This window comes from Streptomyces mabaensis (assembly GCF_053763515.1).
Genome location: NZ_JBSOPZ010000015.1, coordinates 101,180 through 125,010 on the forward strand (window position 1 = coordinate 101,180; position 23,831 = coordinate 125,010).

Here is a 23,831-nt window from a genome sequence, read left to right on the forward strand (position 1 = left end):
GCCCCGGTGGAGCCGGCCGCCGCCGGGCTCGGCGCACCCCGGGCTCGGCGCATACACGGCTCAGCGCACCATCGGCGCGACCAGCACGCTGCCCGTGGTGCGCGCCACGATGAAGGACTCGCCCCTCGTGGCCCGCCCGTCCAGCGGGATCCGGTGGGTGCCGGGTGCCAAGCTGCCGTCGAACAGCTCCTCGACATGTATCCGGTACAGCCGGTCGAGACGGTACGCGATCAGCTGCACCCGGCAGCCGGACGTCACCTCCACACCCGCCTCGCCGTCCGTGACGACCAGGCCGGTCAGACGCCGTCGGTCCAACGGGCTGCGGTCCAGGGCGTGTTCGATCTGCGCGACGAGCAGCGGGATGATCGGGGCGAGCCCGTCGACGTACGCGACATCAACGCCGGCCGCGCTGAAGGCGGCCCGCACGGCGGCGCGTTCCCGCTCGCTCACGGCCCGGCCGAAGGCCACCGCACCGTACGTGCGCAGTTCGTCGGCGGGAACCGCGGCGGCGTCGCGGGTGATCTCGGCGCCGATGCCGATGGTGCGCAGGGCCGCGGCGAGCTTGGCGAGCACGGCGACGCGGGCGCCGATCAGCAGCACCCGGCGCGCGGCCGGGGCGGCGCGGTCGCCGTCCGTCAGCAGCCTCTCCAGTTCCTGCCGGTACGGTCCGCCGCGGAAACGGAACGGACCGATGCCGTGGTAGCCGTTGCGCTCCAGGTCGGCCGTCTCGTCCGTCTGCCACGCGAAGTCCCGCCAGACGAAGTCCTGTCCGTCCGGCCCGCCGCGCTCGATGGCGGCGGTGACGGCCCCGCATTCGAGACCTTCGCACTCGGGGCAGCCGTAGATGAGGTAACGCCCGCCGTCCAGCGGCGCGTCCGCCTCCAGCAGCAGCGCCCGGACATGGGCGGTGAAGATCGCGGGCGGGACGTCGGAGGCGAGCGGCGAGACCGCGTCGAGGTCGGAGAGCTGGAACAGCAGCGGCCTGCCGTTCACCACGAAGTCCAGGAAATCCCGGTGCGCTTGGTACGAGCCGTCGGCGAGCACACCGCCGGCGCGTACGGCGGGAGCCAGTGCGAAAGTCGCGTACTCGGCTGACATGTCCTGAGTATCCCCAGCCGGCGCGGGATGTGAGCACCTCATCCCGCCACACATTCCGCCCGGCTGATGCCGCTGGGGCGCGGTACCGTCCGGGCATGACCGACGACGTAGTGGTGGTGGGAGCCGGGGTCATCGGGCTGACCACGGCGATCGTGCTCGCGGAGGACGGCCGCCGGGTACGGGTGTGGGCCCGGGAGACCGGTACGGAAACGGTCTCGGCGGTGGCCGGCGCGCTGTGGTGGCCGTACCGCATCCAGCCCGAGGAGCCGGCCGGCGTCTGGTCGCTCGCGTCGCTGCGGGTGTACACGGAGCTGGCGCGGCGGCCGGAGGAGACCGGCGTACGCCTGGTGCCGGGGTTCATGGCGGACACGGCGATGGCCGGGCTGGGGCCGTGGAGCGCCGAGGTGCCGGGGCTGCGCGACGCGCGGGCCGATGAGCTCCCGGCCGGGTACGCGTACGGGCTGCGCGCCCGTATCCCGTTGATCGACATGCCCGCCCATCTCCGGTACCTGCGCGGACGGCTGGAGGCGGCGGGCGGGGTGGTGGAGCGACGCGAGGTCCGCCACCTCGGCGAGGCCGGGCCCGTGGTGGTCAACTGCTCCGGGATCGGCGCCCGGGAGCTGGTGCCGGACCCCCGGGTCCGGCCGGTGCGCGGCCAGCTGGTGATCGTCGAGAACCCGGGGATCGAGGAGTGGTTCGTGGCGGCGGACCATGCCTCCGCCGAAACGGCGTACCTCTTCCCGCAGCCGTACGGGGTGGTCCTCGGCGGCACCGCCGAGGAGGACTCCTGGGACCGCGAGCCCGACCCCCCGACCGCCCGCGCGATCGTCGAGCGGTGTGCGCGGATCCGCCCGGAACTGGCCGGCGCGAAGGTCATCGGTCACCGGGTGGGCCTGCGGCCGGCCCGGGACGGTGGGGTGCGGCTGGAGACGGAACGGCTCCCGTCGGGTGCGCTGTGCGTGCACAACTACGGCCACGGGGGCGCGGGCATCACCGTCGCCTGGGGCTGCGCACGCGAGGCGGCCCGGCTCACCCGCGCGTAGGCTCAGGACCTCGGCTCAGCGCTTGCCGGCCGGGTCGCCCTCCGGGCTCGGGCCGGGGCCCGTGTCCTGGCCGGTTTCCGTGTCACCCGTGCCCGGGCCGATGCGGAGTTCGAAGTCGCCGTCGTACTCCTCGTGTCCCGCGATCACCGCCTTCGCGACGGCCGCGTCACCCCTCTCCTCGCGCACGATCAGCGGGTCCTTGCGCAGGTCCCGCATCAGTGCGACGCACATGCCGACCATCACCAGCGTGAAGGGCGCCGCCACCAGAATCGTCAGGTTCTGCAGTCCGGCGAGTGCGTCGCCCTTGCCGTTCCCGATGAGCAGCATGATCGCCGCGACCGCTCCCGTCACGCAGCCCCAGAAGACGACCACGAGCCGGGACGGCTCGAAGGTGCCCTTCTGGGAGAGCGTGCCCATCACGATGGACGCCGCGTCGGCGCCCGAGACGAAGAAGATGCCCACCAGGATCATCACCAGGAGGCTCATCACAGTGGCGATGGGGAACTCCTGGAGCACCCCGAAGAGCTGGCCCTCGGGCGTCGTCTCGGCCCCGAGCCGGCCGCCCTCCTTCAGCTTCATCGCCGTACCGCCGAAGACCGCGAACCACAGCAGGCTGACCGTGCTCGGCACCAGGATCACGCCGCCGACGAACTGCCTGATCGTCCGGCCCCGGCTGATCCTGGCGATGAACATGCCGACGAACGGCGTCCACGAGATCCACCAGGCCCAGTAGAAGACCGTCCAGTTGCCCAGCCACTCCGCCACGTCCTCGCCGCCCGTCGCCTCCGTACGCCCGGCGAGCTGCGGCAGGTCGCCGATGTACGCGCCGAGCGAGGTGGGCAGCAGGTCCAGGACGATGATGGTCGGACCGGCGACGAAGACGAACGCGGTCAGGACCAGCGCCAGCACCATGTTGATGTTCGACAGCCACTGGATGCCCCGCTCCACCCCGGAGACGGCGGAGACGACGAAGGCCACGGTGAGTACGGCGATGATGGTGACGAGCAGCCCGGTTCCGACCGTCTCCAGCCAGCCCACTTCACGCAGGCCGCTGCCGATCTGGAGCGTGCCCAGGCCGAGCGAGGCGGCGGAGCCGAACAGCGTGGCGAAGATGGCCAGGATGTCGATGAACCGGCCCGCCGCGCCGCGGGCGTGCTTCTTGCCGATGAGCGGTTCGAACACGGCGCTGATGGTCTGTCGCCGGCGGCGCCGGAACGTGCTGTACGCGATGGCGAGTCCGACCACCGCGTAGATGGCCCACGGGTGCAGCGTCCAGTGGAAGAGGGTGGTCGCCATGGCCGTCTGCATGGCCTCGGCGTCGTCGGCGGGGCTGGTGCCCGGTGGCGCCGTGTCGAAGTGCGACAGCGGCTCGCTCACTCCGTAGAACATCAGCCCGATGCCCATGCCCGCGCTGAACATCATCGCGACCCACGACACGGTACGGAACTCCGGCCCCTCCCCCTCCCGGCCCAGGCTGATCTTCCCGTAGCGGCTGACGGCGAGCCACAACGCGAAGACGACGAAGCCGGAGGCGGCCAGCATGAAGGCCCAGCCGCCGTTGTGAATCAGGCCGCCCAGGAGCGTGTCGGAGACGCTTTCGAGCGAGTCGGTGGCGAGGGCACCCCACAGCACGAACGCCAGTGTGAGCGCGGCCGTGACACCGAACACGACCCGGTCGGTCCGGGAGCCCCGGCCCGCTGTCGGACTACCCGCCGTCGGACTACCCGCCGTCGGACTATCTGACTCAAGTGGCACAGTGGCACCTTTCCCAGGGGTTCGCCGAGTCGGGACTCGCTCCCGCTACGCCCTACCACATGTGCCCCGCATCCGGCCGGTTCAGCAGGCGGTGTCGGGCTGCCCGTCCGTGAGGTGGTACTTCGCCCGCTCGTCGAGGAGCAGCGGGACGAGGGCGCGCAGCGGCTGCCTCAGGGGTACGTACGCTCCGGTGCCCTCGCGCCGGACCGCGACGCCGTGCAGGGCGAGTTCGTCCCCCGTCCGGGCGTACTGGGCGGCGGTCAGCCGGTAGCCGCACGGCGGGTCCTGGATGACCTCGGCGGGTTCCGCCGGGTCGTTGTCGGCGCCGCCGAGGGCGACCGGGCCGTGGTCGGCGTACCCGGCCAGGCGGGCCGTCCGGGTGGCCGCTTCGATCCGGGTCCTGCGCGCGGACACGAACGCGACGGCACCGTCCAGCGCGGCGAGTTGGGAGTGCACCCGGCGCCGGTTGTTGAGCGCCGGGTCCGCCTTCTCGGCGGCAGTGAGGGGGTCGACGCGGGTCTCGACGAGCAGGCCCACGGCGTGTTTGACCCCCGCGGTGTTGCGCAGGATGCGCTCCTGGCCGTCGCCGGCGACCTGACGGACCGGCTCGCCCGTGGCGGGGTCGGTCCAGATGCCGTAGATGCCGGTGCTGTGGCCGGCGGCCCCGGCCGCCGGGCGGACGTACTCCTCCGAGAGCGTCGTCGCCTCCGCGTGAACGGCGTCGGCGGTGTTGAGGTTGCGTGGCCACAGGGCCAGCACGTCCTTGTCGTAGTACGGCGAGGTGGAGCCGTACTCGTGCAGGTCGTAGACCGTGTCCGGCCGGTGGTCGCGGATGACCGCGGCCAGCGCCCGGCCCTCGGCGGTGGCCAGGGCGATGTGGTCGCGGTTGATGTCGACGGAGTCGGCGTTGCCACGGGTGTCCGCGGCCCGGCCGTCGGGGTTGGCTGTGGGGACGACGAGGACCCGGGTGCGCTGGAGGAAGCGCAGGGTGGACGGGTCCTCGGCGTACGCCAGATCGCGCACGGTGCTCAGACATGCCTCCCGGCCCGAGGGCTCGTCGCCGTGCTGGGAACAGATCAGCAGCAGGGTGTTCGCCGCGCGGGGCGCGCCGATCCGTACGAGCTGCAGCGGCCGGCCCTGTCGGGTCGTCCCGATGCGGTCGACGGCCATCCGTCCGCTCGCCCGGTCGACGGTGGCGAGGAAGTGCTGCTCCTCGGACTGCGTGGTCCAGCGGGCGCCGTTGGACGCCTCGAAACCGGTCCGGGGCCGGTCGCCGCTCCCCTGGCCGGGGGCAGCCGCCAGCAGCGGGAGGGCGAGTGCTGCGGCGAGCAGGGACGTACGGACGCGTCGGCTCATGGGCGGATCCTCCTCGGCCTTCGGATGTACGGACGGGCGGCGCGCGGGGCCGGGGCCCGTCGGGGACGGGCCGGGGCCGCGCCGGGGGCTCCGGCGCGGCCCCTGTTAGTCAGGAGCCCGGCACCCGCTGGATGCGGCCCGGGCCGGCCACGCCGTCGAGGCGTGCCTCGAAGGGCGCGGCTTCGGGCGCGGGGCCCGAGGTGGCGCGGGCGAACGCCGCGGCGCCGCCGACGACCGGGAGGTCCGCGGAGGTGCGGGCCGGGTCGACGGTGACGGTCGGGCGGGTGGACGGCGGGTCGATGAGGCCCGCGTCCGTGCCGGCGATGATCAGGGCGAGCCGGTGTCCGGCGGGGACGACGTGGTCGCTGGCGGCCAGGTCGAGGGTGATCGTGTACGCCTTGCCGGGAGTGAGCGGGCGGCCCTTCCCGGCGGAGGCGTGGTTGCCGAGGTCGGCCCAGCCGCGGCTGAACACCGTGTAGTCGACGGCCGCGGTCTTCGCCGCCGTCTCCTTGAAGCAGGAGCTGTCACCGGCGGTGCTCGGTCCCCAGCAGGTGCGCTCGGGCAGGGTGCTGATGCCTTCGCCCGTGGCCGCGTAGTCGCGGATGGTGTCGGGGCCCAGGTCCACCAGGACCGCGGAGAGGTGGGCGGTTGCGGTGGACGGGGTGGCGGTGACGGTCACCGTGCCGGAGCCGGACAGCCGCAGGTCCTTGGCGAGCGGGCGGGTGAGGAACCCGGTCTTGCCGGGTGTGGTCACGTCGATCCGTGCGGCCCAGTCGGTCTCGCTCAACCGCGGGTCGTCGGTGAACGTTTCGGTGGCGCCGGGGGCCGAGGGCTTCAGGCCCAGGGTGCCGACGCCCGCGGCAGCGCCCTTGGCCGGACGGACCTCGGTGGCATCGGTGGAGCGGGGCGGCCAGACCCGGTCGGTGGACCACTGGCCGGGGGCGCGCTCAATGTCGGCCATCGGCTCGCGGTCGATACCGTTGTCGTAGCCGAGGAGTTCGTGGTCGAACCAGCGGTGCAGGGTCGAGACCCACTCGGCGCGGCGGAAGTCGAACGGGTCGACGTGCCCGGTCTGCGAGAGCCAGATCTTGCGCTCGACGCCCTCGTCGGCGAGGGCGTCCCACCACTGGCCGAAGTGCTTGGCGCGGACGTTGAGGTCCTGCATGCCGTGGACGAGGAACACACTGGCTTCCACCCGGTCGGCGTCCTTGACGTGGTCGCGCTCGTTCCACAAGCGGGTCCAGTCGCCGGAGCGCGGCGCCCCGTCGACGAGCCGCTGCTGCACGGCGCCGCAGCGGGCGCGGGCCGCGGGGCTCTCGACGTAGTTCGAGAGCCAGTCGGGGCCGCTGTCGTAGAGCGGGGCGCCCTGGGCGAAGTAGTAGTCGTACCAGGAGGAGATGGCGCCGATCGGGACGATGGTCTTCAGGCCCTCGACGCCGGTGGCGGCCACGCCGTTGGCGACGGTGCCGTCGTAACTCTTACCGATCATGCCGACGTTGCCGGTCGTCCAGCCGGCCTTGACGCGGCTGTCACCGGTGCGGGTGCTGTAGCCGCGGGCGCGGCCGTTCAGCCAGTCGACGACGGCCTTCGCGGACTGGACGTCGGAGCGGCCGCCGACGTCGACGCAGCCGTCCGAGCGGTTGGTGCCGGCCAGGTCGACCATGACCATCGCGTAGCCGCGGGGTACGAAGTAGTTGTCGTAGAACAGGGGCGCCTGGACCACGTTGCCCTGCGCGTCGTACGTCTTCTTCTGGCTCTCGTTGCCGCGCCCGCAGCATGCGTAGTACGGGCTGGCGTCCATGATCACGGGTATCTTGCGGCCGTGCTGCGCGGGTTCGCGCGGCCGGACGATGTCCACGGCGACCCGGTCCGGCTTTCCGTCCGTGTCGCCGTCGATTCTCGTGTCCACCCACACGGACTCGCGTATCGCGTTCTCGTAGGAGTAGACGGGCCGGCTCTCGCGGGGCGCGCCCTGGGCGACGCCGGCCGGCGAGAGAAGCACAGCCATCAGGGCGGCCACGGCCGCTGCCACGAACGATCTCGACTGGATGCGGGTGCCCCGCGCACGTATCACCACGGGCGGGGACGGTACTCCCGTCAACTCCTGGGCAACAGAGGGCCTTTGGGGCTACGTGTGCGAGCGAGGGGCCGCCGCGTGCCGCCCGTGGCGTCGTTCGCGCGGCCGTTGGCGCGCCCGCGCCTCGCGGGCCGGCGGCAGATAGCGCAGCCGCTCCGGCAGCACCGGCACCACCGTCCGGACAACGCCGCTGAACCTCCGGAGCCTGCGCTCCTGGGCATCGCTCCAGGCCAGCCCGATGGCCTCGCGGGCGTCCGGGGGCATGTAGCCGAGGGTGACGAACGCGCGGAAGCGGACGAACGCGGGCAGCAGTGCGGGCCACAGCGCCCGCGTCAGCAGCCGCACCGGCAGCGGTCCGCGGTCCGGCGGCGGCACCGGGGCGTCGGTGGCGACGAGTTCGCGCACGACCACGGTGGCTTCGAGTTCGTCCGCGAGGACCTTGCGGTAGTACGGCCAGAACTCCTCGACGGTCTGCGGCATGTCCCGGTCGCGGAGTCCGAGGACGCGGCCGACCTGGAGCCACTCCGCGTACAGCTGCCGCTCCTCCCGCTCGCTGAGCGGGCGGACGAGGTAGCGCACCGCGTGTCGGTACACCGGAAAGCCGGTGGCGTGCACCCAGGAGTAGCAGGCCGGGTCCAGCGCGTGGTAGCGGCGCCCGTGCGCGTCCGTGCCGCGGATGGTCCGGTGCAGCCTCCTGAGCCGCCGCCCCTCCTGGGCGGCCGCCTCGCCGCCGTACACCCACAGCTGGACTGAGTGCAATGACCGCTCGCCGCGCCCCCACGGGTCGGTGCGGAAGACGGAGTACTCGTCGACGCCCGCCCCGACCGCCGGGTGGGCGACCTGCATGGTGAGCGCGGCGGGCAGCATCAGCAGGGCACGGATGTCACCGGCCAGGTACCACAGGATGCCGCCGGGCGGGGGCGGCGCGGGCTCTTGACGCATGCCTCGGCTCCCCGGATGTCCCTTCCAGTATGCGATCAGCGGGTGCCGGCGGTGCGGGTCGGCGCAGGGCTCCTCGCTGAACAGGAGGAAGCGGAAGTGCCCGGCCTACTGCAGCGGCTGGCCGAGGTACCCGGCCCGCGCGATCCCCGCGGGATCCTGCGCCCTCGGAGGTGCTCATTCGCCGGGTACCGTGCCCGGCCGCAGGTGCGGGAATTGCTCGGCCAGTCGGTCCGGTGCGGCCTGTCGCCAGGAGTCGACCACGATGTCGCGTAGTTCGTCCAGGTCCTCCAGCGCGGTGAGCCGGACCCGGACCCATGCCGAGCTCGCCTCGTGCGGCGGCACCCAGAACTTCTCCGGCTCGGCGGCGATGAGCTCCGTCCGCTCGCTTTTCGGGCAGCGGACGGCGAACGATGTCTGGTCGTCGGGGATGGTGAGGTACATCTTCCCGCCCACGCGGAATGTGGGCATGCTCCATGCTTCCTTCTCCACCGTGTCAGGGAGAGACAGGGCGATACGGCGGACGTCCTCGGCATCGTTCATGGCCACCACGGTAGTCAGCGCCACTGACGCAGGGGCCGGCACTCTGAGCGTCGCGCGCTGATGGTTCCGAAGCGCGGCTGTCATGGCCTCGACCGCCTGCTCCAGGATCGGAGTCGTGGTGGCGAAGTTCAGCCGGGCGCAACCGGCGCCATCGGCGCCGAACGCCTGCCCCGCGCTCAGGGCCACGCGGGCGTTGGCCAGGAAGAAGTCGGCCGGCTCCCCGGGCAGTCCGAGTCTCCCGAAGTCGAGCCACGCGAAGTACGTGGCCTCGGGGAGGGTGTACGTCACCTCCGGCAGCCACTCGTGCAGAAGTTCCGCGAGGAGTCTGCGGTTGTGGTCGAGGTGGGCCAGGGTTGCGTCGAGCCATGCGGCGCCCGACCGGTAGGCGGCGAGGTTCGCGGTGATGCCGAGGGTCGATGCGCCGTGGGTCTTCACCCGCGAGATCCGACGCCAGCGCTCCTCGTGTGCGTCGTTGCTGGTGATGGCCTGGGCGCATTTCAGTCCCGGAAGGTTCCACGCCTTGGACGGGGAGACCAGGGTGATGGTGTGTCCGGCGGCCTCCGCCGAGACGGAGGCATACGGCACATGGGCAGCCTCGTACGCGAGCGGGGCGTGGATCTCGTCGGAGGTCACGCACGCTTCGTGCCGGGCGACCACCTCGGAGAGGGCACTCAGCTCGGCGCGGCTGAACAGACGGCCCAGCGGGTTGTGCGGCTGGCACAGGAGCAGCATCTCGGCGCCGGAGTCGAATGCCCGGTCGATCCCGTCGAGGTCGAGGACGTGTCTGCCGGCGTCGAGCACCATGGGGACCTCGACGATCGGCCGGCCGAGGACCTTGAGCACTTCGAAGAAGGGCGTGTACGCGGGTGTCGGCAGCACGACCGGCGAGCCGGGCGACGAGAACTCCTCGACAGCCACCTCCACCCCTTTGACCACGTCCGCCAGCACATGGACCCGCTGGGGGTCAACCTGCCAGTCGTATCTCCTCGCCGACCACTCGGCGACCGCTTCCGGCAGCCCGGTCGCCGCGTCGTTCCTCGGGTAGCCGAACTCCTCACGGTCCACCGCGTCCCGTATCGCCGCGTGGACCACGGGCGCGGTGGGGAAGTCCATCTCCGCCAGCCAGAGCGGCAGGACGTCGGGGGCGTGGGTGTTCCACTTCATCGTGGCGCGAGCGCGGAGCACATTCGGGGTGAGCCCGTCGTAGGAGCAGCTCTGTGGCATCGAGGAGGCCTCGTCTCTTTCGGTCGGTCCGAGCTGTTCAAGCGGCTGCTGTGCCCGAGCTCATCGAGCAGACCCCGCCGAGCTGCCAGAACAAGCGGTTTTCCAAACTTTTCGTGAGGTACGGAACGCCGGCGGTATAACCGGATCCGGGCGCATCACCGAGCATGCGCACGGCAAGCCTGCGATGGGTTGATTTCCAGCGCTGATGCCTGCTTTCCAACCTGCTGAGCGCTGCGTCGAGAGTGTTCCACTCCGCCTGACTGAATCCGTCCTCGCCGCGGATGCCGAGATACGCACGAGTCAAACTGTCATGGCCGGCTTCCGTCTCGGCACGCACGATTGGCACACTCGTGAAGGCAGCTGACTGCAGACGCGGGACGGGCGGAGGACCGCACAGAATCTCGAACCGCTTGTACTGTTCGGACTGGATGGCGCTGGCACCTTGGGTGAACTGTCGAAATGTGGAGAATTGCTCTGCCCGCATTGTGGCGACTATCCGGAACAGTGCTGCGGCGCGTTCGAACATGGAGGTCGCATGATCCACTCGTTCCACGCCGGCTTCGAGAAGCCCATTACGCAATGCCTTGATCGCTTCCTGAACTGCTGTCGCGATCGTGGTGAATACCATTTCATGGGCCTGAAGGGCGCGGATGAAGAAATATTCGTCATGCAGTACGTATACCGGCTGGACGGTTACGTCGAACCACTGGCCGGCGTCCGTCGCCGACGGCTTCGGCAAGTAGTCGAGGAGATCTTCCAGTCGGGCCTCGGACATCTGATCTGCCTGAAACGGCAGGTCATCGGCATCTGATGTGCTGAGGTGGCCGGCCACGAACCGCAGAGCATGGCGTAGTCGCTTGCGCAGTGTCGCCGGATCCGGCCGCCTCCGGCCCGGCGATTCGTGTGACGCGCCGGCTGTCTCGATCTCGAATCGTATGACGTCGGATATGAGGAGAGTGGACAACTGGTCGGGAGTCAGGGCGGCATGCCGGTCGTCCAAGAGGAGCTCCAGAAGTGGCAGCGCGAGATAGCTCCGGTTCCAGTAACGCCCCTCGTACTTGTCCAGCATGCAGTCGAGAAATGCTTCGAGAAGCGGGCGATTCGCGGCATGCCGGCTGCGGATGTCCCACAGCTGAACAAGCATCTGCTCTGACAGGAAATGCTTTCCTGTTCGCCGTACCTGCTCTGTGATCGAGCGCGCCAGGGAGATTTCGTCGAGTTCGGCCAAGGCTGCGTTACGTGTCGTTATACGGCACATTGACATGAGAACGTTTCCTCTCTGGTGGGAAGCCTCACGTTTCCCCAGTGAGGTTCTAGGGCTCACTAAGCCCGATCGAAGAGCCGCATATCATGCCTCGAATACTCGTGTCTTGACAGGAGGGCAGGCCTTCGACGCACGAGTGCACCGCCGAGTGGGAGCACGGCGGGATGGGATGTATCCGTGGGACGACCTGCTTACCGAGCAGGGCTGCCTAGGGGCTGTCCGGCGGATCTGGGCCGGACAGGACGCGGCGTCTGGTGCGGTGCATCGCAAGGCGCCGGAGTGCCCTAATAGCGGAGCTATTCGGGCATTTCGGCAACGCAGCGAGGTGCCGTGCCAGACGCCGTGGCCCCGGCCAAGATCCGCCGGACAGCCCCTAGGGGGCCGGGAGCTGCGGCCGGCGTCCGGGTCAGGCGTCCGCCGGTCGGTCCTCGGCGGCCGGGGACGCCGGTAGGGGCTCGCCGAGGATGCGGGTCGCCAGGTCCGCGCCCCAGACGCCCACGTACGCGTGCAGTTCCGCCTCGGCGACCGCTCGCTCGGCGGCGATCGCGGCCCGCCCGGCCGCGACAATCGCGTCGCGCTCGCGCAGCGCCTGCTCCCGGGCCTCGGCGATGAGAGCCATGCCTTCGTCCTGGGCACGGTGGCGGATCGCGGCCGCGGCATGCCGGCCGGCGGCGATCTCGGCCAGCCTGTCCGCGCGCACCTGCGCCGCCTGAGCGCGCAGGTCGGCGGCGCGCGCGCTCACCCCGTCGATCGCGTCCTCGCGCTCCGCCAGGACCCGCGCGATGCGCGGCAGCAGCACCTTCGCCAGGACGACGAAGGACGCCGCGAACAGCACCAGGCCGACGAGCAGCTCCGGCACGGTCGGGTTGAGCGGGCCGATGTCCAGGGGAAGCAGCTCCATGATTGTCGATTTACCCGCCAGCCGGCCTGAACTACCGCACGAGCGCTGGAGAGTTGGTCCGAGCGTGCGCACGCGTCAAGATTCCTGGTGCACAGGTGTTACCTGGAAGTAACCCCAGCTGCTTTGATGTGCGGCGCCGCCGTTTCCCCCACAGGATCCAGGAGACCCAGTGCCGCTCCCCACGCTTCGCCGTACCCAGGGCGCAGCCCTCGCCGCCGTCCTGGCCGCCGCCACCCTGGCGACGACCGCGACGGCCCCCAACGCCTCGGCCGCCGAGACTCCCCGGCTGAAGGTGCTGACGTACAACGCCTTCCTGTTCAGCAAGAACCTGTACCCCAACTGGGGCCAGGACCACCGGGCGAAGGCGATCCCGGCCACCTCCTTCTTCCAGGGTCACGACGTGGTGGTGATCCAGGAGGCCTTCGACAACTCCTCCTCCGACGCGCTGAAGAGCAACTCCTCGGCCCAGTACCCGTACCAGACCCCGGTGATGGGCCGCAGCAGGACGGGCTGGGACGCCACCGGCGGCTCGTACTCGGCCACCACGCCCGAGGACGGTGGGGTCACCGTGCTGAGCAAGTGGCCGATCGTGCGCAAGGAGCAGTACGTCTACAAGGACGCGTGCGGCGCCGACTGGTTCTCCAACAAGGGCTTCGTGTACGCCGTGCTGAACGTGAACGGCACGAGGGTGCACGTCGTCGGCACCCACGCCCAGTCCACCGACCCCGGCTGCCGCGCGGGCGAGGCGGCGCAGATGCGCAGCCGGCAGTTCAGGGCCATGGACGCCTTCCTGGACGCGAAGAACATCCCGGCGAGCGAGCAGGTGCTGGTCGCCGGTGACTTCAACGTCGACTCGCGCACCCCGGAGTACGCCACGATGCTCGCCGACGGCGGCCTGGCGGACGCCGACGCGCGGACCGGGCACCCGTACTCCTTCGACACCCAGGACAACTCGATCGCGTCCGAGCGCTACCCGGACGACCCGCGCGAGGACCTGGATTACGTGCTGCACCGCGCGGGTCACGCCCGGCCGGCGGGCTGGACGAACAACGTGATCAAGGAGCAGAGCGCGCCCTGGACCGTCACCAGCTGGGGCAGGAGCTACACGTACACCAACCTGTCCGACCACTATCCGGTGGTCGCGTCCGGGCAGTAGCTGCGAGGCTGTCGCACCTGGTCAGCGGGCGCTTTTCGATGCTGGCTGCAGGGGAGTTGGTGTGCCACGGTGGTGTTCATGACGAGTCAGGGACACCACCGTCACGGCCACGGACACCACCATCACCACTCCCACGACCGGATCGACAGCGCCCTGGAGGGATCGGCGGCGGGACTGCGGACCCTGTGGTTCTCGTTCGGTGTGCTCGCCGCCACCACCGTCGTCCAGGCGGTGATCGCCGCGCTGTCCGGCTCGGTCGCGCTGCTGGGCGACACCGTCCACAACGCCACCGACGCGTTCACCGCGCTGCCGCTCGCCGTGGCCTTCCTGCTGGGCCGGCGGGCGGCGACCCGCCGCTACACCTATGGCTTCGGCCGGGCCGAGGATCTGGCGGGCGTGTTCGTCGTCCTCGTCATCGCCGCCTCCGCCGTGTTCGCCGGGTACGCCGCCGTGCGGCGGCTGATCGAGCCGCAGGACGTCAGCCACCTCCCGGCGGTCGCGGCGGCCGGCCTGGTCGGCTTCGCCGGCAACGAGTGGGTGGCCAGGGCCCGTATCCGTACCGGCCGCCGGATCGGATCGGCGGCCCTGGTCGCCGACGGTCTGCACGCCCGCACGGACGGATTCACCTCGCTCGCCGTGCTGCTCGGCGCGGGCGGCGCGGCGCTCGGCTGGCGCGTGGTCGACCCGCTGGTCGGACTGGCGATCACCGGGGCGATCGTGCTGGTGCTGCGCGGCGCGGCGCGCGAGATGTGGCACCGGCTGATGGACGCGGTCGACCCGGCCCTGGTGGACGAGGCGGAGCACGCGCTCGGGCATGTCGAGGGAGTACGGGCGGTGGGCGCCGTACGTCTGCGCTGGCTCGGGCACAGTCTGCGGGCCGAGGCGGCCATCGTCGTGGACCCCGGGCTCACGGTCGTCGAGGCCCACACGCTGGCGGTGGCCGCCGAGCACGCCCTGCTGCACGCGGTCCCGCGGCTGGCCGCCGCCACGGTCCATGTCGACCACACCCCGCAGGGCGCGACCGACCAGGACCCGCACGCGCCGCTGGCCCACCATTTCGGCTGACGGAGACGTGGAGGTTTCACATCGTTGGTGAGACAGCAATACTGTTGAACCACGCGCAGAGAGAGTGAGGCACCGCCGATGACCACGCAGGCCACTCCGGCGCAGGAGCCCACGCTCACGGTCGACGAGCTGGCCGCGCGGGCCGGGGTGACCGTCCGCACCGTGCGGTTCTACAGCACGCGCGGGCTGCTGCCGCCGCCGGTGATCGGTCCCCGCCGGGTCGGCCACTACGGTCCCGCGCATCTGTCCCGGCTGGCCCTCATCGAGGAGCTTCAGCATCAGGGCATGACGCTGTCCGCGATCGAACGCTACCTGGAACAGCTGCCGGCTGATCTGAGCGCCCACGATCTGGCCATCCACCGGGCTCTGGTGGCTTCCTGGGCGCCCGACTCGGCCGAGGACTCCTCCCGGCCGGAGCTGGAGCGGCGGGCCGGGCGGGCCCTGTCGGAGGAGGACATCGACCGGCTCGCGGCGATGAACGTCCTGGAGCGCGCGGCCGCGCCCGACACGTTCCGGGTGGACCCCGGCCTGCTGCGGCTCGGCGTACAGCTGCTGGACGTGCCGATCGCGACCGAGACGCTCCTGGCGGCCCGCACGGTCCTGGTGGAGCACACCCGCGCGGTGGCGCAGGAGATGACCCGGCTGTTCCGGGACGAGGTCTGGGGGCCCTACCGCGAGCGGGAGTCGGACCCGGAGCATGTCGCGGCGATGAAGTCGCTGTCCGCCCATATGCAGCCCCTGGTGGTGCAGGCCCTGGTGACGGCGTTCCAGCGGTCGCTGAAGCAGGAACTGCGGGCGGCGTTCACCGCGGAGTGAACCGCCGTGAACACCGCCCGCGTTACCGGCACGGGCCGGGTCAGTCGCTGAACGTCTCGCCCCGCTCGGCCTTCCCGACCAGCAGCGCCGGGGGCGCGAAGCGGTCCCCGTACGCCGCCTGGAGCTCGCGGGCGCGGGCCACGAAGCCGGGCAGGCCGCCCTCGTACCCGTTGATGTACTGGATCACGCCGCCGGTCCAGCCCGGGAAGCCGATGCCGAGGATCGAGCCGATGTTGGCGTCGGCGACCGAGGTGAGCACGCCTTCCTCGAAGCACCGGACGGTGTCCAGCGCCTCGGAGAAGAGCATCCGCTCCTGCATGTCGGCGAACGGGATCTCCGCGCGCGGGCGGGCGAAGTGCTCGCGCAGGCCCGGCCAGAGGCCGGCCCGCTTGCCGTCCTCCCCGTACTCGTAGAAGCCGGCCCCGCCGCTGCGGCCGGTACGCCCGAACTCGTCGACCATCCGGTCGATGACCTCGTCCGACGGGTGCCCGGTCCAGGTGCCGCCGGCCTCCTCGACCGCGCGCCGCGTCTCGTTGCGGATCTTGCGCGGGAGGGTGAGTGTCAGCTCGTCCATCAGCGAGAGCACCTTGGCCGGGTAACCGGCCTGCGCCGCCGCCTGTTCGACCGAGGCGGGCTCGATGCCCTCGCCGACCATCGCCACGCCCTCGTTGATGAACTGGCCGATGACACGCGAGGTGAAGAAGCCGCGCGAGTCGTTGACGACGATCGGGGTCTTGTTGATCTGCCGGACCAGGTCGAAGGCGCGGGCCAGCGCCTCGTCGCCGGTCCGCTCGCCCTTGATGATCTCGACGAGCGGCATCTTGTCGACGGGCGAGAAGAAGTGCAGCCCGATGAAGTCCGCGGGACGCGACACGCCCTCGGCGAGGACGGTGATCGGGAGGGTGGAGGTGTTCGAGCAGAGCAGCGCGTCCGGCTCGATGACGTCCTGGATCTCCTGGAACACCTTGTGCTTGAGCGCGGTGTCCTCGAAGACCGCCTCGATCACCGCGTCACAGCCGGCCAGGTCCTGCGGCTCGGCGGCCGGGGTGATCCGGGCAAGCAGCGCGTCGCGCTTGGCCTCGGTGGTGCGGCCCCGGGAGAGCGCCTTGTCGAGCAGCTTCTCGGAGTACGCCTTGCCCTTCTCGGCGGCTTCGAGCGTGACATCCTTGAGGACGACCTCGATACCGGCCCGGGCGCAGGAGTACGCGATGCCCGCGCCCATCATCCCGGCGCCGAGGACGGCGACCTTGCGGACCGGGCGCGGTTCGATGCCCTGGGGCCGGTTGGCACCGGAGTTGACGGCCTGGAGGTCGAAGAAGAACGCCTGGATCATGTTCTTCGCGGTCTGGCCGGTGACCAGCTCGGTGAAGTAGCGGGCCTCGATGGTCAGGGCCGTCTCGAAGTCGACCTGGGAGCCCTCGACGGCCGCGGCGAGGATGTTGCGCGGGGCCGGGTAGGGGGCGCCGTTCAGCTGCTTCTTCAGGTTGGCCGGGAAGGCCGGCAGGTTGGCGGCAAAGCGCGGGTTGGCCGGGGTGCCGCCGGGGATCTTGTACCCCTTGACGTCCCACGGCTGCTGGGACTCGGGATTCGCGTCGATGAAGGCGCGTGCCTTGGCGAGCATCTCCTCGGGCGTGGCGGCGACCTCGTGCACCAGGCCGTTCTCGAGGGCGCGCTGCGGGTTGTACTGGGTGCCCTGGAGCAGGACCTTGAGCAGCGCGTCCGCGATGCCCATCAGCCGTACGGTACGGGTGACGCCGCCGCCGGCCGGCAGCAGGCCGAGCGTGACCTCGGGGAGGCCGATCTTGGAGCCGGGGGCGTCGAGGGCGATGCGGTGGTGGGAGGCGAGGGCGATCTCGTAACCGCCGCCCAGGGCCGCGCCGTTGATGGCCGCGACGACCGGCTTGCCCAGGGTCTCGATGCGGCGCAGGGAGTTCTTGATGGCCGTACCGGTGTCGAAGGCGAGCTGGGCGTCCCCGGGGCGGAGGCGGATCATGTCCTTGAGGTCGCCGCCCGCGAAGAAGGTCTTCTTCGCGGAGGTGTAGATGATGCCGCGGATGGAGTCCTTCTCGGCTTCCGCGCGGTCGGCGATCGCCGCGATGGACTCCTTGAAGGCCTGGTTCATGGTGTTGGCGGACTGGTTGGGGTCGTCGAGGACGAGGGTGACAACGCCGGTCTCGTCCTGTTCCCAGAGAATGGTCGACACAGCGGGGGTTTCGCTCATGGTGTGGCTACTCCGTAAGGGAAAGGACGGTCAGAGACGCTCGATGACGGTGGCGATGCCCATGCCGCCGCCCACGCAGAGCGTGGCCAGGCCGTACCGCTTGTCCTGGCGCTCCAGTTCGTCGATGAGGGTGCCCAGGATCATCGCGCCGGTCGCGCCGAGCGGGTGGCCCAGGGCGATCGCGCCGCCGTTGACGTTGATCTTGTCGAGCGGGAGCCCCATGTCCCGGGCGAAGCGCAGCACGACGCCCGCGAAGGCCTCGTTGATCTCAACCAGGTCGATGTCGTCGATGGTGAGGCCCGCCTTGGCCAGTGCCTTACGAGTGGCGGGCGCGGGGCCGGTCAGCATGATGGTCGGCTCGGAGCCGGAGACCGCGGCCGAGATGATCCGCGCCCGCGGGGTCAGGCCGTAGCGCTCGCCGACCTCCTTCGAGCCGATGGCGACCAGGGCCGCGCCGTCCACGATGCCGGAGGAGTTGCCCGCGTGGTGGACGTGGTCGATCTTCTCGACCCAGTGGTACTTCTGGAGGGCCACGGCGTCGAAGCCGCCCATGTCGCCGATCGTCGCGAACGAGGGCTTGAGCGCGGCCAGCGAGTCCGCGGTCGTGCCCGGGCGCATGTGCTCGTCGCGGTCGAGGACGACCAGGCCGTTGCGGTCCAGGACCGGGACGACGGACCGCTCGAAGCGGCCGTCCTTCCAGGCCGCGGCGGCCCGTTCCTGGGAGAGCGCCGCGTACTCGTCGACGTCGCGGCGCGAGAAACCCTCGATGGTGGCGATCAGGTCGGCACCGATGCCCTGCGGGACGAAGCCGGTGTCGTAGTTGGTCATCGGGTCCGCGAACCAGGCGCCGCCGTCGGAGGCCATCGGCACGCGCGACATCGACTCGACGCCGCCCGCGAGGACCAGGTCCTCCCAGCCGGAACGGACCTTCGCCGCGGCCATGTTGACGGCTTCGAGACCGGAGGCGCAGAAGCGGTTCTCCTGTACGCCGGCGACCGTGTCGGGCAGCCCGGCCGCGATCGCGGCGATCCGCGCGATGTCGGAGCCCTGGTCGCCGACCGGGCCGACGACACCGAGCACGATGTCGTCGACGGCGGCCGGGTCGAGGTCGGGGAACCGGCGGCGGATCTCGTGGATGAGCCCGACCACCAGGTCGATCGGCTTGGTGCCGTGCAGGGCGCCATTGGCCTTTCCGCGGCCGCGCGGGGTGCGGATCGCGTCGTACACAAACGCTTCGGTACTCAAGACAACAGCCTTTCGCAATGCGGATGAGGGTGGGGCGGGGCTCAGGCGAGCAGCGAGCGGCCGATGATCTCCTTCATGATCTCGGTCGTACCGCCGTAGATCGTCTGGATACGGCCGTCGGTGAAGGCCTTGGCGACCCGGTACTCGGTCATGTACCCGTAGCCGCCGTGGAGCTGGAGGCACCGGTCGGCGACCCGCTTCTGCAGTTCGGTGGCCCACCACTTGGCCATCGAGGCGTGGACCGCGTCGAGTTCACCGTTCGCGTGGTCGACGATGCAGCGGTCGAGGAACGTCCGGGTGACGGCGCACTCGGTGGCCATCTCGGCTATCTCGAACCGGATGTGCTGAAGCTTGGAGAGCGGCCGCCCGAAGGCCTCCCGCTCCTTGACGTACTGCGTGGTGATCTCCAGCAGGTGCTCGGCGGCGGCGATGCCCGCGACCGCGATGCCCATCCGCTCCTGCGCGAGATTGGTCATCAGGTGGATGAACGCGCCGTTCAGCTCACCGAGCAGGTTCTCCTTGGGCACGGTGACGTCGTGGAAGAACAGCTCGGCCGTGTCCTGCGACTTCTGGCCGATCTTGTCGAGGTTGCGGCCGCGCTCGAAGCCGGCGGCTCCGCGCTCGACGACGAGGAGGGAGAGCCCCTTCGCACCGCCCTCGGGCGTCGTCTTCGCCACGACGATCACCAGGTCGGCGAGGATGCCGTTGGAGATGAAGGTCTTGGAACCGTTCAGCACCCAGTGGTCGCCGCGGTCCTCGGCGGTCGTCCGGATGCCCTGGAGGTCGGAGCCCGCGCCCGGCTCGGTCATCGCGATGGCGGTGATGATCTCGCCGGTGCAGAAGCCGGGCAGCCAGCGCCGCTTCTGCTCCTCGGTGGCCAGGCCCGTCAGGTAGGGACCGATGATGTCGTTGTGCAGGCCGAGGGCGAGCCCGGCGGCGCCGGCCCGGGTGAACTCCTCGGCGAGTACGGCGCTGTAGCGGAAGTCGGGGGTGCCGCCGCCGCCGTACTCCTCCGGCACGGCCATCCCGAGCAGCCCCTGCCGGCCCGCCGCGAGCCAGGCGTCCCGGCTGACGATGCCGTCCCGCTCCCACTGCTCGTAGTGGGGCAGGACCTCCTTGTTCAGGAAGGTACGTACGCTCTCGCGGAACGCCTCGTGCTCGGCGGTGAAGATCTGGCGCTTCATGCGTGCGTGCCGCCCTTCGTCAGGCTCGGAACGTCCCAGTCGCGTGCCACCGCGTCGGTGTCCGCCCCCGGCCGGGCGGGCGGCCGGGTGACCGCACCCGGGGTGGCGGAGAACCGTGGGGCGGGGGCCGGCTGGGTGATTCCGCCGTGGTCGGTGAAGGTGCCGCGGGCCGCGAGATGCGGGTGGGCGGGGGCCTCGCGCAACGACAGCACGGGCGCCACACAGGCGTCCGAGTCCTCGAAGACGGTGGTCCACTCGGCTCGCGTCCTGGCCCGGAAGCGGGCGGCCACCGCGTCGCGCAGCTCGTCCCAGCGGGCGAAGTCCTTGCGGGCGGGGGCGTCGTCCGCGAGGCCGAGCCGCTCGGTGAACTCGGTGTAGAACTGCTGCTCCAGCGCCCCCACGGCCATGTACTGGCCGTCGGCGGTCTCGTAGGTGCCGTAGAAGGGGCAGCCGCCGTCGAGCAGGTTCGCACCGCGCCGGTCCTGCCAGCCGCCGGCCGCCATCATCCCGTGGATCATCGTGGCGAGATGGGCGGCGCCGTCCACGATGGCGGCGTCGACGACCTGGCCCGTACCGCCGTCCGAGCGGGCGTGCTGGAGGGCGGCGAGGACGCCGATGACGAGGTACAGCGAACCGCCGGCGTAGTCGCCCACCAGGTTCGCGGGCACGGCGGGCGGCTCGTCCGGTTTGCCGATCATGCCGAGGGTGCCGGTGATGGCGATGTACGCGATGTCGTGCCCGGCGCGCGGGGCGAGCGGCCCTTCCTGGCCCCAGCCGGTCATCCGCCCGTAGACGAGCCGCGGATTGCGGGCGTGGCAGTCGGCCGGCCCGACGCCGAGGCGCTCGGCGACGCCCGGCCGGTATCCCTCGATGAGGATGTCGGCGCGTTCGACGAGGTCGAGGACCTGGGCCGGGCCTCCCTCGTCCTTGAGGTCGATGAGTACCGAGCGCTTGTTGCGGTTGGTGAGGTCGTGGTCCGGATCGATGCCGAGCCCCGCGCCGCCGGGCCGGTCGACCCGTACGACGTCGGCGCCCAGGTCGGCCAGGAGCATGGCGGCGAACGGGCCGGGGCCGATGCCCGCCAGTTCGACCACGCGTACTCCGGCCAGTGGGCCGTTCCCTGTCGCTGCCATCAAGCCCCCAGCACTGTGACACCACTGATGTAACACCGATGATGCTAAGAACGTGTTCCACTCCGCACAAGCCCTGTGGGTGAGCAAGTGCTTAGTTCTTTTGAGGTCAGCGTCCGTCGAGCTCCGCCACCAGTTTCTTCGGGGCGACGGTCCGGTAGCTCTCCTCGACCCACTCGCAGAGCACCTCGGCGGACGGCGCGCCCTTCTCGGCCAGCGGGATCTGCACCCAGCCGGCCTTGCCCAGGCCGTACCCGGCGGGCACCGCTCCCGGCGCGGCCATCGCGTGGCCGTGCAGCGCCTCGTCCTTGAGCTTGACGGTGACGCTCGGCGGGTAGTCGCCCTCGGTGTCACCCAGGAAGACGAAGATCTTCTTGTTCACCTTCGCCACACAGTCCTCGGGACCCCACGGGAACTCCTCCACCGCGCCCGGCAGACCGAGGGTGAATTCCCGCACCTTCTCCCATTTCCTCACCACTGTCCTGGCCACCGCAGCCATGGGATCCTCCCTGGTAGTACCGGCCGGTTCTGACCACGCTAGCCTCGGCCACCGACAGCGGCGCGGGGCGAAACGGCGGAGGGCTCAGGGATGAACCGACAGGACGGCGCGGCGCGCCCGTACGACATCGTGCTCTTCGGAGCGACGGGCTTCGTGGGTGTACTGACGGCGGAGTACCTCGCGGCGCACGCGCCGCAGGAGTGCCGCTGGGCGATCGCGGGCCGCAGCCGCGCGAAGCTGGAGCGGCTGCGCGAACGGCTCACCGCGATCAGCCCCCGCTGCGCGGACCTGCCGCTGATCGAGGCCGATGTGTCGGACTCGGCGGCCCTGCGCGAACTGGCCGAATCCACCCGGGTGGTGGCCACCACCGTGGGTCCGTACCTCTGGTACGGCGAGGAGCTGGTCGCCGCGTGCGCCGAGGCGGGGACCGACTACGCGGACCTGTCGGGCGAGCCGGAGTTCATCGACCGGATGTTCCTGGCGCACGACGCGCGGGCCCGCGAGACGGGCGCGCGGATCGTGCACGCCTGCGGCTTCGACTCGGTCCCGCACGATCTCGGTGTCTATTACACGGTCCATCAGCTGCCCGAGGGCGTACCGCTGCGCATCGACGGTTTCGTACGCTCCAACGCCGTCTTCTCCGGCGGCACGCTCGCGTCCGCGCTCAACGTGATGGGACGCGGCCGGCAGACCCTGCGGGCCGCCAAGGAGCGGCGCCTGCACGAGCCGCGGCTGGTGGGACGGCGGGCCCGGGCCCCGCTCGGCGCGCCGCGGCACAGCAAGGAGACGGGCACCTGGGCGCTGCCGCTGCCGACCCTCGACGCGCAGGTGGTGGCCCGCTCGGCGGCCGCCCTGGAGCGGTACGGGCCGGACTTCCGCTACCGGCACTACGCGTCCGTGAAGTGGCTGCCGGTGGCCCTCGGCGGTGTGGCCGTGGTCGGTGCGACCTTCGCGCTCGCTCAACTCCGCGTCGCCCGCGACTGGTTGAGCAGCCGCTACGCACCGGGCGAGGGCCCCGACGCGGAGCGCCGGGACCGGAGCTGGTTCACGGTGCGGTTCGTCGGCGAGGGCGGTGGCCGACGGGTGTTCACCGAGGTGTCGGGCGGCGACCCCGGTTACGGCGAGACGGCGAAGATGCTCGCGGAGTCCGCGCTCTGCCTCGCCCTCGACGAGCTGCCGAAGACGGCCGGCCAGGTGACGACCGCCGACGCGATGGGCGATGCGCTGCTGGCGCGGCTGCGGTCGGCGGGGATCAGGTTCCGGGTGGCGGACTCGCGCTGAAGGGGACGGTGGAGGCGGGCCGGTGGCGTCAGTCCATCGACCAGGCGGCGATGGTGTAGATCATCGAGCCGAGCCAGCCGATGCCGACGAGCGCGGCGACCACCAGCGCCGCGACGACGCTCCGCTCGACGGGGTGGAGCGGGGCGGCTTTCGGGGCGCGGTGCGTTCGGTAGGTCGTCATGCGGCCAAGCCTGCCGATCATGACCGGAAGCCGGCATCCGCTCGGGTACTCAGATGCGGTACTCAGACGCGTACTCGGTGCGGCACGCGGGTGCGGCACGCGGGTGCCGCTGGCGGGTGCCGCACGCGGAACTCAGCCGGTCGCCTCGCGCAGGGCCCGCCGGCACAGCGCGTCGGCCCTGCGGGTGGATTCCGGCAGGCGGTAGGCCGGGGCCAGCTCCAGGGTGTGGGCGCACGCGTTGTCGAGGCTGACGCGGTGGCCGACGGAGACGAACAGCGGTTTGACCCGGTCCTGGGTGCGCAGAGCGCGGCCGACCTCCTCTCCCGCCTCGTCGAGCAGCGGCGCCCAGTGTCCGCGCCGGGGGCCCGGCTGCTCGTACGAGAAGGTGAACGGGTTCTTCGCCACGCCGATCGTCGGCAGTCCGGTGAGTACGCCGAGATGGCTGGCCAGCCCGAAGCGGCGGGGATGGGCGCGGCCGTAACCGTCGCAGACCACCAGCCCCGGGTCGGCGGTGAGGGCGTCCAGGGCGGCGAGGACGGTCGGGATCTCACGGAACGCCAGCAGGCCCGGTACGTAGGGGAAGCTGACCCGGCCGACGGCGGTGGCCTCCTCGACGACGGCGAGACTGCGCGCGTCGAGCACGACGGCGCCCGCGGCGACGACGTCACGTGCGTCGTCGTAGGCGACGTCGACACCGGTGACCGTGCCGGTTCCGGGCCGCGGCCCGGGCTCGTCCAGGATGACGCGGGCGCGCAACGCGTCCTGCATCGCGCGCGCTTCGGCCTCGTCGGCGGGGGTTCGTACGCTTGTCATGGTGGGTCAGAGGGTACGGCCTCGATTGCCGTAACCTGAC

The 23,831-nt window shown here is 71.1% G+C and carries 20 protein-coding genes and 1 pseudogene; 5 read left to right on the plus strand and 16 right to left on the minus strand.

Going from position 1 to position 23,831, the window contains the following annotated elements:
- Positions 1-60: 60 nt before the first annotated feature.
- Positions 61-1,098 carry an oxidoreductase gene (locus ACWV17_RS15920; protein WP_455360221.1) on the minus strand — a complete coding sequence of 346 codons (1,038 nt, stop codon included), beginning with the start codon at positions 1,096-1,098 and terminating at the stop codon, positions 61-63.
- A gap of 95 nt (positions 1,099-1,193) precedes the next feature.
- Here ACWV17_RS15920 and ACWV17_RS15925 point away from each other — a divergent pair, with 95 nt between their 5' ends.
- Positions 1,194-2,141, plus strand: a complete 948-nt coding sequence (locus ACWV17_RS15925) for an FAD-dependent oxidoreductase (protein ID WP_455360222.1) — start codon at positions 1,194-1,196, stop codon at positions 2,139-2,141.
- Between the two features lie 15 nt (positions 2,142-2,156).
- Here ACWV17_RS15925 and ACWV17_RS15930 read toward each other — a convergent pair whose 3' ends face one another.
- The 8 genes and pseudogenes from ACWV17_RS15930 to ACWV17_RS15965 form a co-directional block, all read right to left on the minus strand.
- A complete protein-coding gene (locus ACWV17_RS15930) occupies positions 2,157-3,896 on the minus strand; it encodes a BCCT family transporter (RefSeq protein WP_455360223.1) in 1,740 nt (579 codons plus the stop codon).
- An 81-nt stretch (positions 3,897-3,977) separates the two neighbouring features.
- Positions 3,978-5,252 carry a M14 family metallopeptidase gene (locus tag ACWV17_RS15935; protein WP_455360224.1) on the minus strand — a complete coding sequence of 425 codons (1,275 nt, stop codon included), beginning with the start codon at positions 5,250-5,252 and terminating at the stop codon, positions 3,978-3,980.
- A 109-nt stretch (positions 5,253-5,361) separates the two neighbouring features.
- On the minus strand, positions 5,362-7,260 hold the full coding sequence (locus tag ACWV17_RS15940; protein ID WP_455360274.1) for a Xaa-Pro dipeptidyl-peptidase: 1,899 nt from the start codon (positions 7,258-7,260) through the stop codon (positions 5,362-5,364).
- Between the two features lie 120 nt (positions 7,261-7,380).
- Positions 7,381-8,271, minus strand: a complete 891-nt coding sequence (locus ACWV17_RS15945; protein WP_455360225.1) for an oxygenase MpaB family protein — start codon at positions 8,269-8,271, stop codon at positions 7,381-7,383.
- A gap of 174 nt (positions 8,272-8,445) precedes the next feature.
- Complete coding sequence (locus tag ACWV17_RS15950; RefSeq protein ID WP_455360275.1) at positions 8,446-8,811, minus strand: MmcQ/YjbR family DNA-binding protein; 366 nt, start codon at positions 8,809-8,811, stop codon at positions 8,446-8,448.
- 81 nt (positions 8,812-8,892) lie between these two features.
- Positions 8,893-10,035: pseudogene (locus tag ACWV17_RS15955) on the minus strand (MalY/PatB family protein); the annotation flags it as partial.
- A 37-nt stretch (positions 10,036-10,072) separates the two neighbouring features.
- Positions 10,073-11,263, minus strand: coding sequence for a tryptophan 2,3-dioxygenase family protein (locus ACWV17_RS15960; RefSeq protein WP_455360226.1), 1,191 nt, complete (start codon positions 11,261-11,263; stop codon positions 10,073-10,075).
- Positions 11,264-11,705: 442 nt separating this feature from the next.
- A complete protein-coding gene (locus ACWV17_RS15965; protein ID WP_455360227.1) occupies positions 11,706-12,200 on the minus strand; it encodes a F0F1 ATP synthase subunit B family protein in 495 nt (164 codons plus the stop codon).
- A 169-nt stretch (positions 12,201-12,369) separates the two neighbouring features.
- Between ACWV17_RS15965 and sph the strand changes: the two genes are divergently transcribed.
- The 3 genes from sph (at position 12,370) to ACWV17_RS15980 (ending at position 15,237) form a co-directional block, all read left to right on the plus strand.
- On the plus strand, positions 12,370-13,356 hold the full coding sequence (gene sph, locus ACWV17_RS15970; RefSeq protein ID WP_455351522.1) for a sphingomyelin phosphodiesterase: 987 nt from the start codon (positions 12,370-12,372) through the stop codon (positions 13,354-13,356).
- A gap of 78 nt (positions 13,357-13,434) precedes the next feature.
- Entirely contained in the window at positions 13,435-14,421 is a 987-nt protein-coding gene (locus tag ACWV17_RS15975) for a cation diffusion facilitator family transporter (protein WP_455360228.1), read from the plus strand.
- 78 nt (positions 14,422-14,499) lie between these two features.
- A complete protein-coding gene (locus ACWV17_RS15980) occupies positions 14,500-15,237 on the plus strand; it encodes a MerR family transcriptional regulator (protein ID WP_455360229.1) in 738 nt (245 codons plus the stop codon).
- A gap of 40 nt (positions 15,238-15,277) precedes the next feature.
- Here ACWV17_RS15980 and ACWV17_RS15985 read toward each other — a convergent pair whose 3' ends face one another.
- From ACWV17_RS15985 to ACWV17_RS16005, 5 genes are all read right to left on the minus strand, one after another.
- Positions 15,278-17,458, minus strand: a complete 2,181-nt coding sequence (locus ACWV17_RS15985; RefSeq protein WP_455360230.1) for a 3-hydroxyacyl-CoA dehydrogenase NAD-binding domain-containing protein — start codon at positions 17,456-17,458, stop codon at positions 15,278-15,280.
- A 30-nt stretch (positions 17,459-17,488) separates the two neighbouring features.
- Entirely contained in the window at positions 17,489-18,703 is a 1,215-nt protein-coding gene (locus tag ACWV17_RS15990; protein WP_455360231.1) for an acetyl-CoA C-acetyltransferase, read from the minus strand.
- 41 nt (positions 18,704-18,744) lie between these two features.
- Positions 18,745-19,887 carry an acyl-CoA dehydrogenase family protein gene (locus tag ACWV17_RS15995; RefSeq protein WP_455360232.1) on the minus strand — a complete coding sequence of 381 codons (1,143 nt, stop codon included), beginning with the start codon at positions 19,885-19,887 and terminating at the stop codon, positions 18,745-18,747.
- Positions 19,884-21,020: a CaiB/BaiF CoA transferase family protein gene (locus ACWV17_RS16000; protein ID WP_455360233.1), complete on the minus strand. Its 1,137-nt coding sequence runs from the start codon at positions 21,018-21,020 to the stop codon at positions 19,884-19,886. Before ACWV17_RS16000 ends, ACWV17_RS15995 begins: the two co-directional genes overlap by 4 nt.
- 106 nt (positions 21,021-21,126) lie before the next feature.
- Positions 21,127-21,516 carry an MmcQ/YjbR family DNA-binding protein gene (locus tag ACWV17_RS16005; protein ID WP_455360234.1) on the minus strand — a complete coding sequence of 130 codons (390 nt, stop codon included), beginning with the start codon at positions 21,514-21,516 and terminating at the stop codon, positions 21,127-21,129.
- A 90-nt stretch (positions 21,517-21,606) separates the two neighbouring features.
- Between ACWV17_RS16005 and ACWV17_RS16010 the strand changes: the two genes are divergently transcribed.
- Entirely contained in the window at positions 21,607-22,797 is a 1,191-nt protein-coding gene (locus ACWV17_RS16010) for a saccharopine dehydrogenase family protein (protein ID WP_455360235.1), read from the plus strand.
- Between the two features lie 28 nt (positions 22,798-22,825).
- Here the strand turns inward: ACWV17_RS16010 and mmpA are convergent, their stop codons facing one another.
- Together mmpA and ACWV17_RS16020 are read right to left on the minus strand one after the other, a co-directional pair.
- Positions 22,826-22,978: a morphogenic membrane protein MmpA gene (mmpA, locus tag ACWV17_RS16015; RefSeq protein WP_455351531.1), complete on the minus strand. Its 153-nt coding sequence runs from the start codon at positions 22,976-22,978 to the stop codon at positions 22,826-22,828.
- Positions 22,979-23,110: 132 nt separating this feature from the next.
- Positions 23,111-23,791 carry an endonuclease V gene (locus ACWV17_RS16020; RefSeq protein ID WP_455360236.1) on the minus strand — a complete coding sequence of 227 codons (681 nt, stop codon included), beginning with the start codon at positions 23,789-23,791 and terminating at the stop codon, positions 23,111-23,113.
- Positions 23,792-23,831 lie beyond the last annotated feature (40 nt).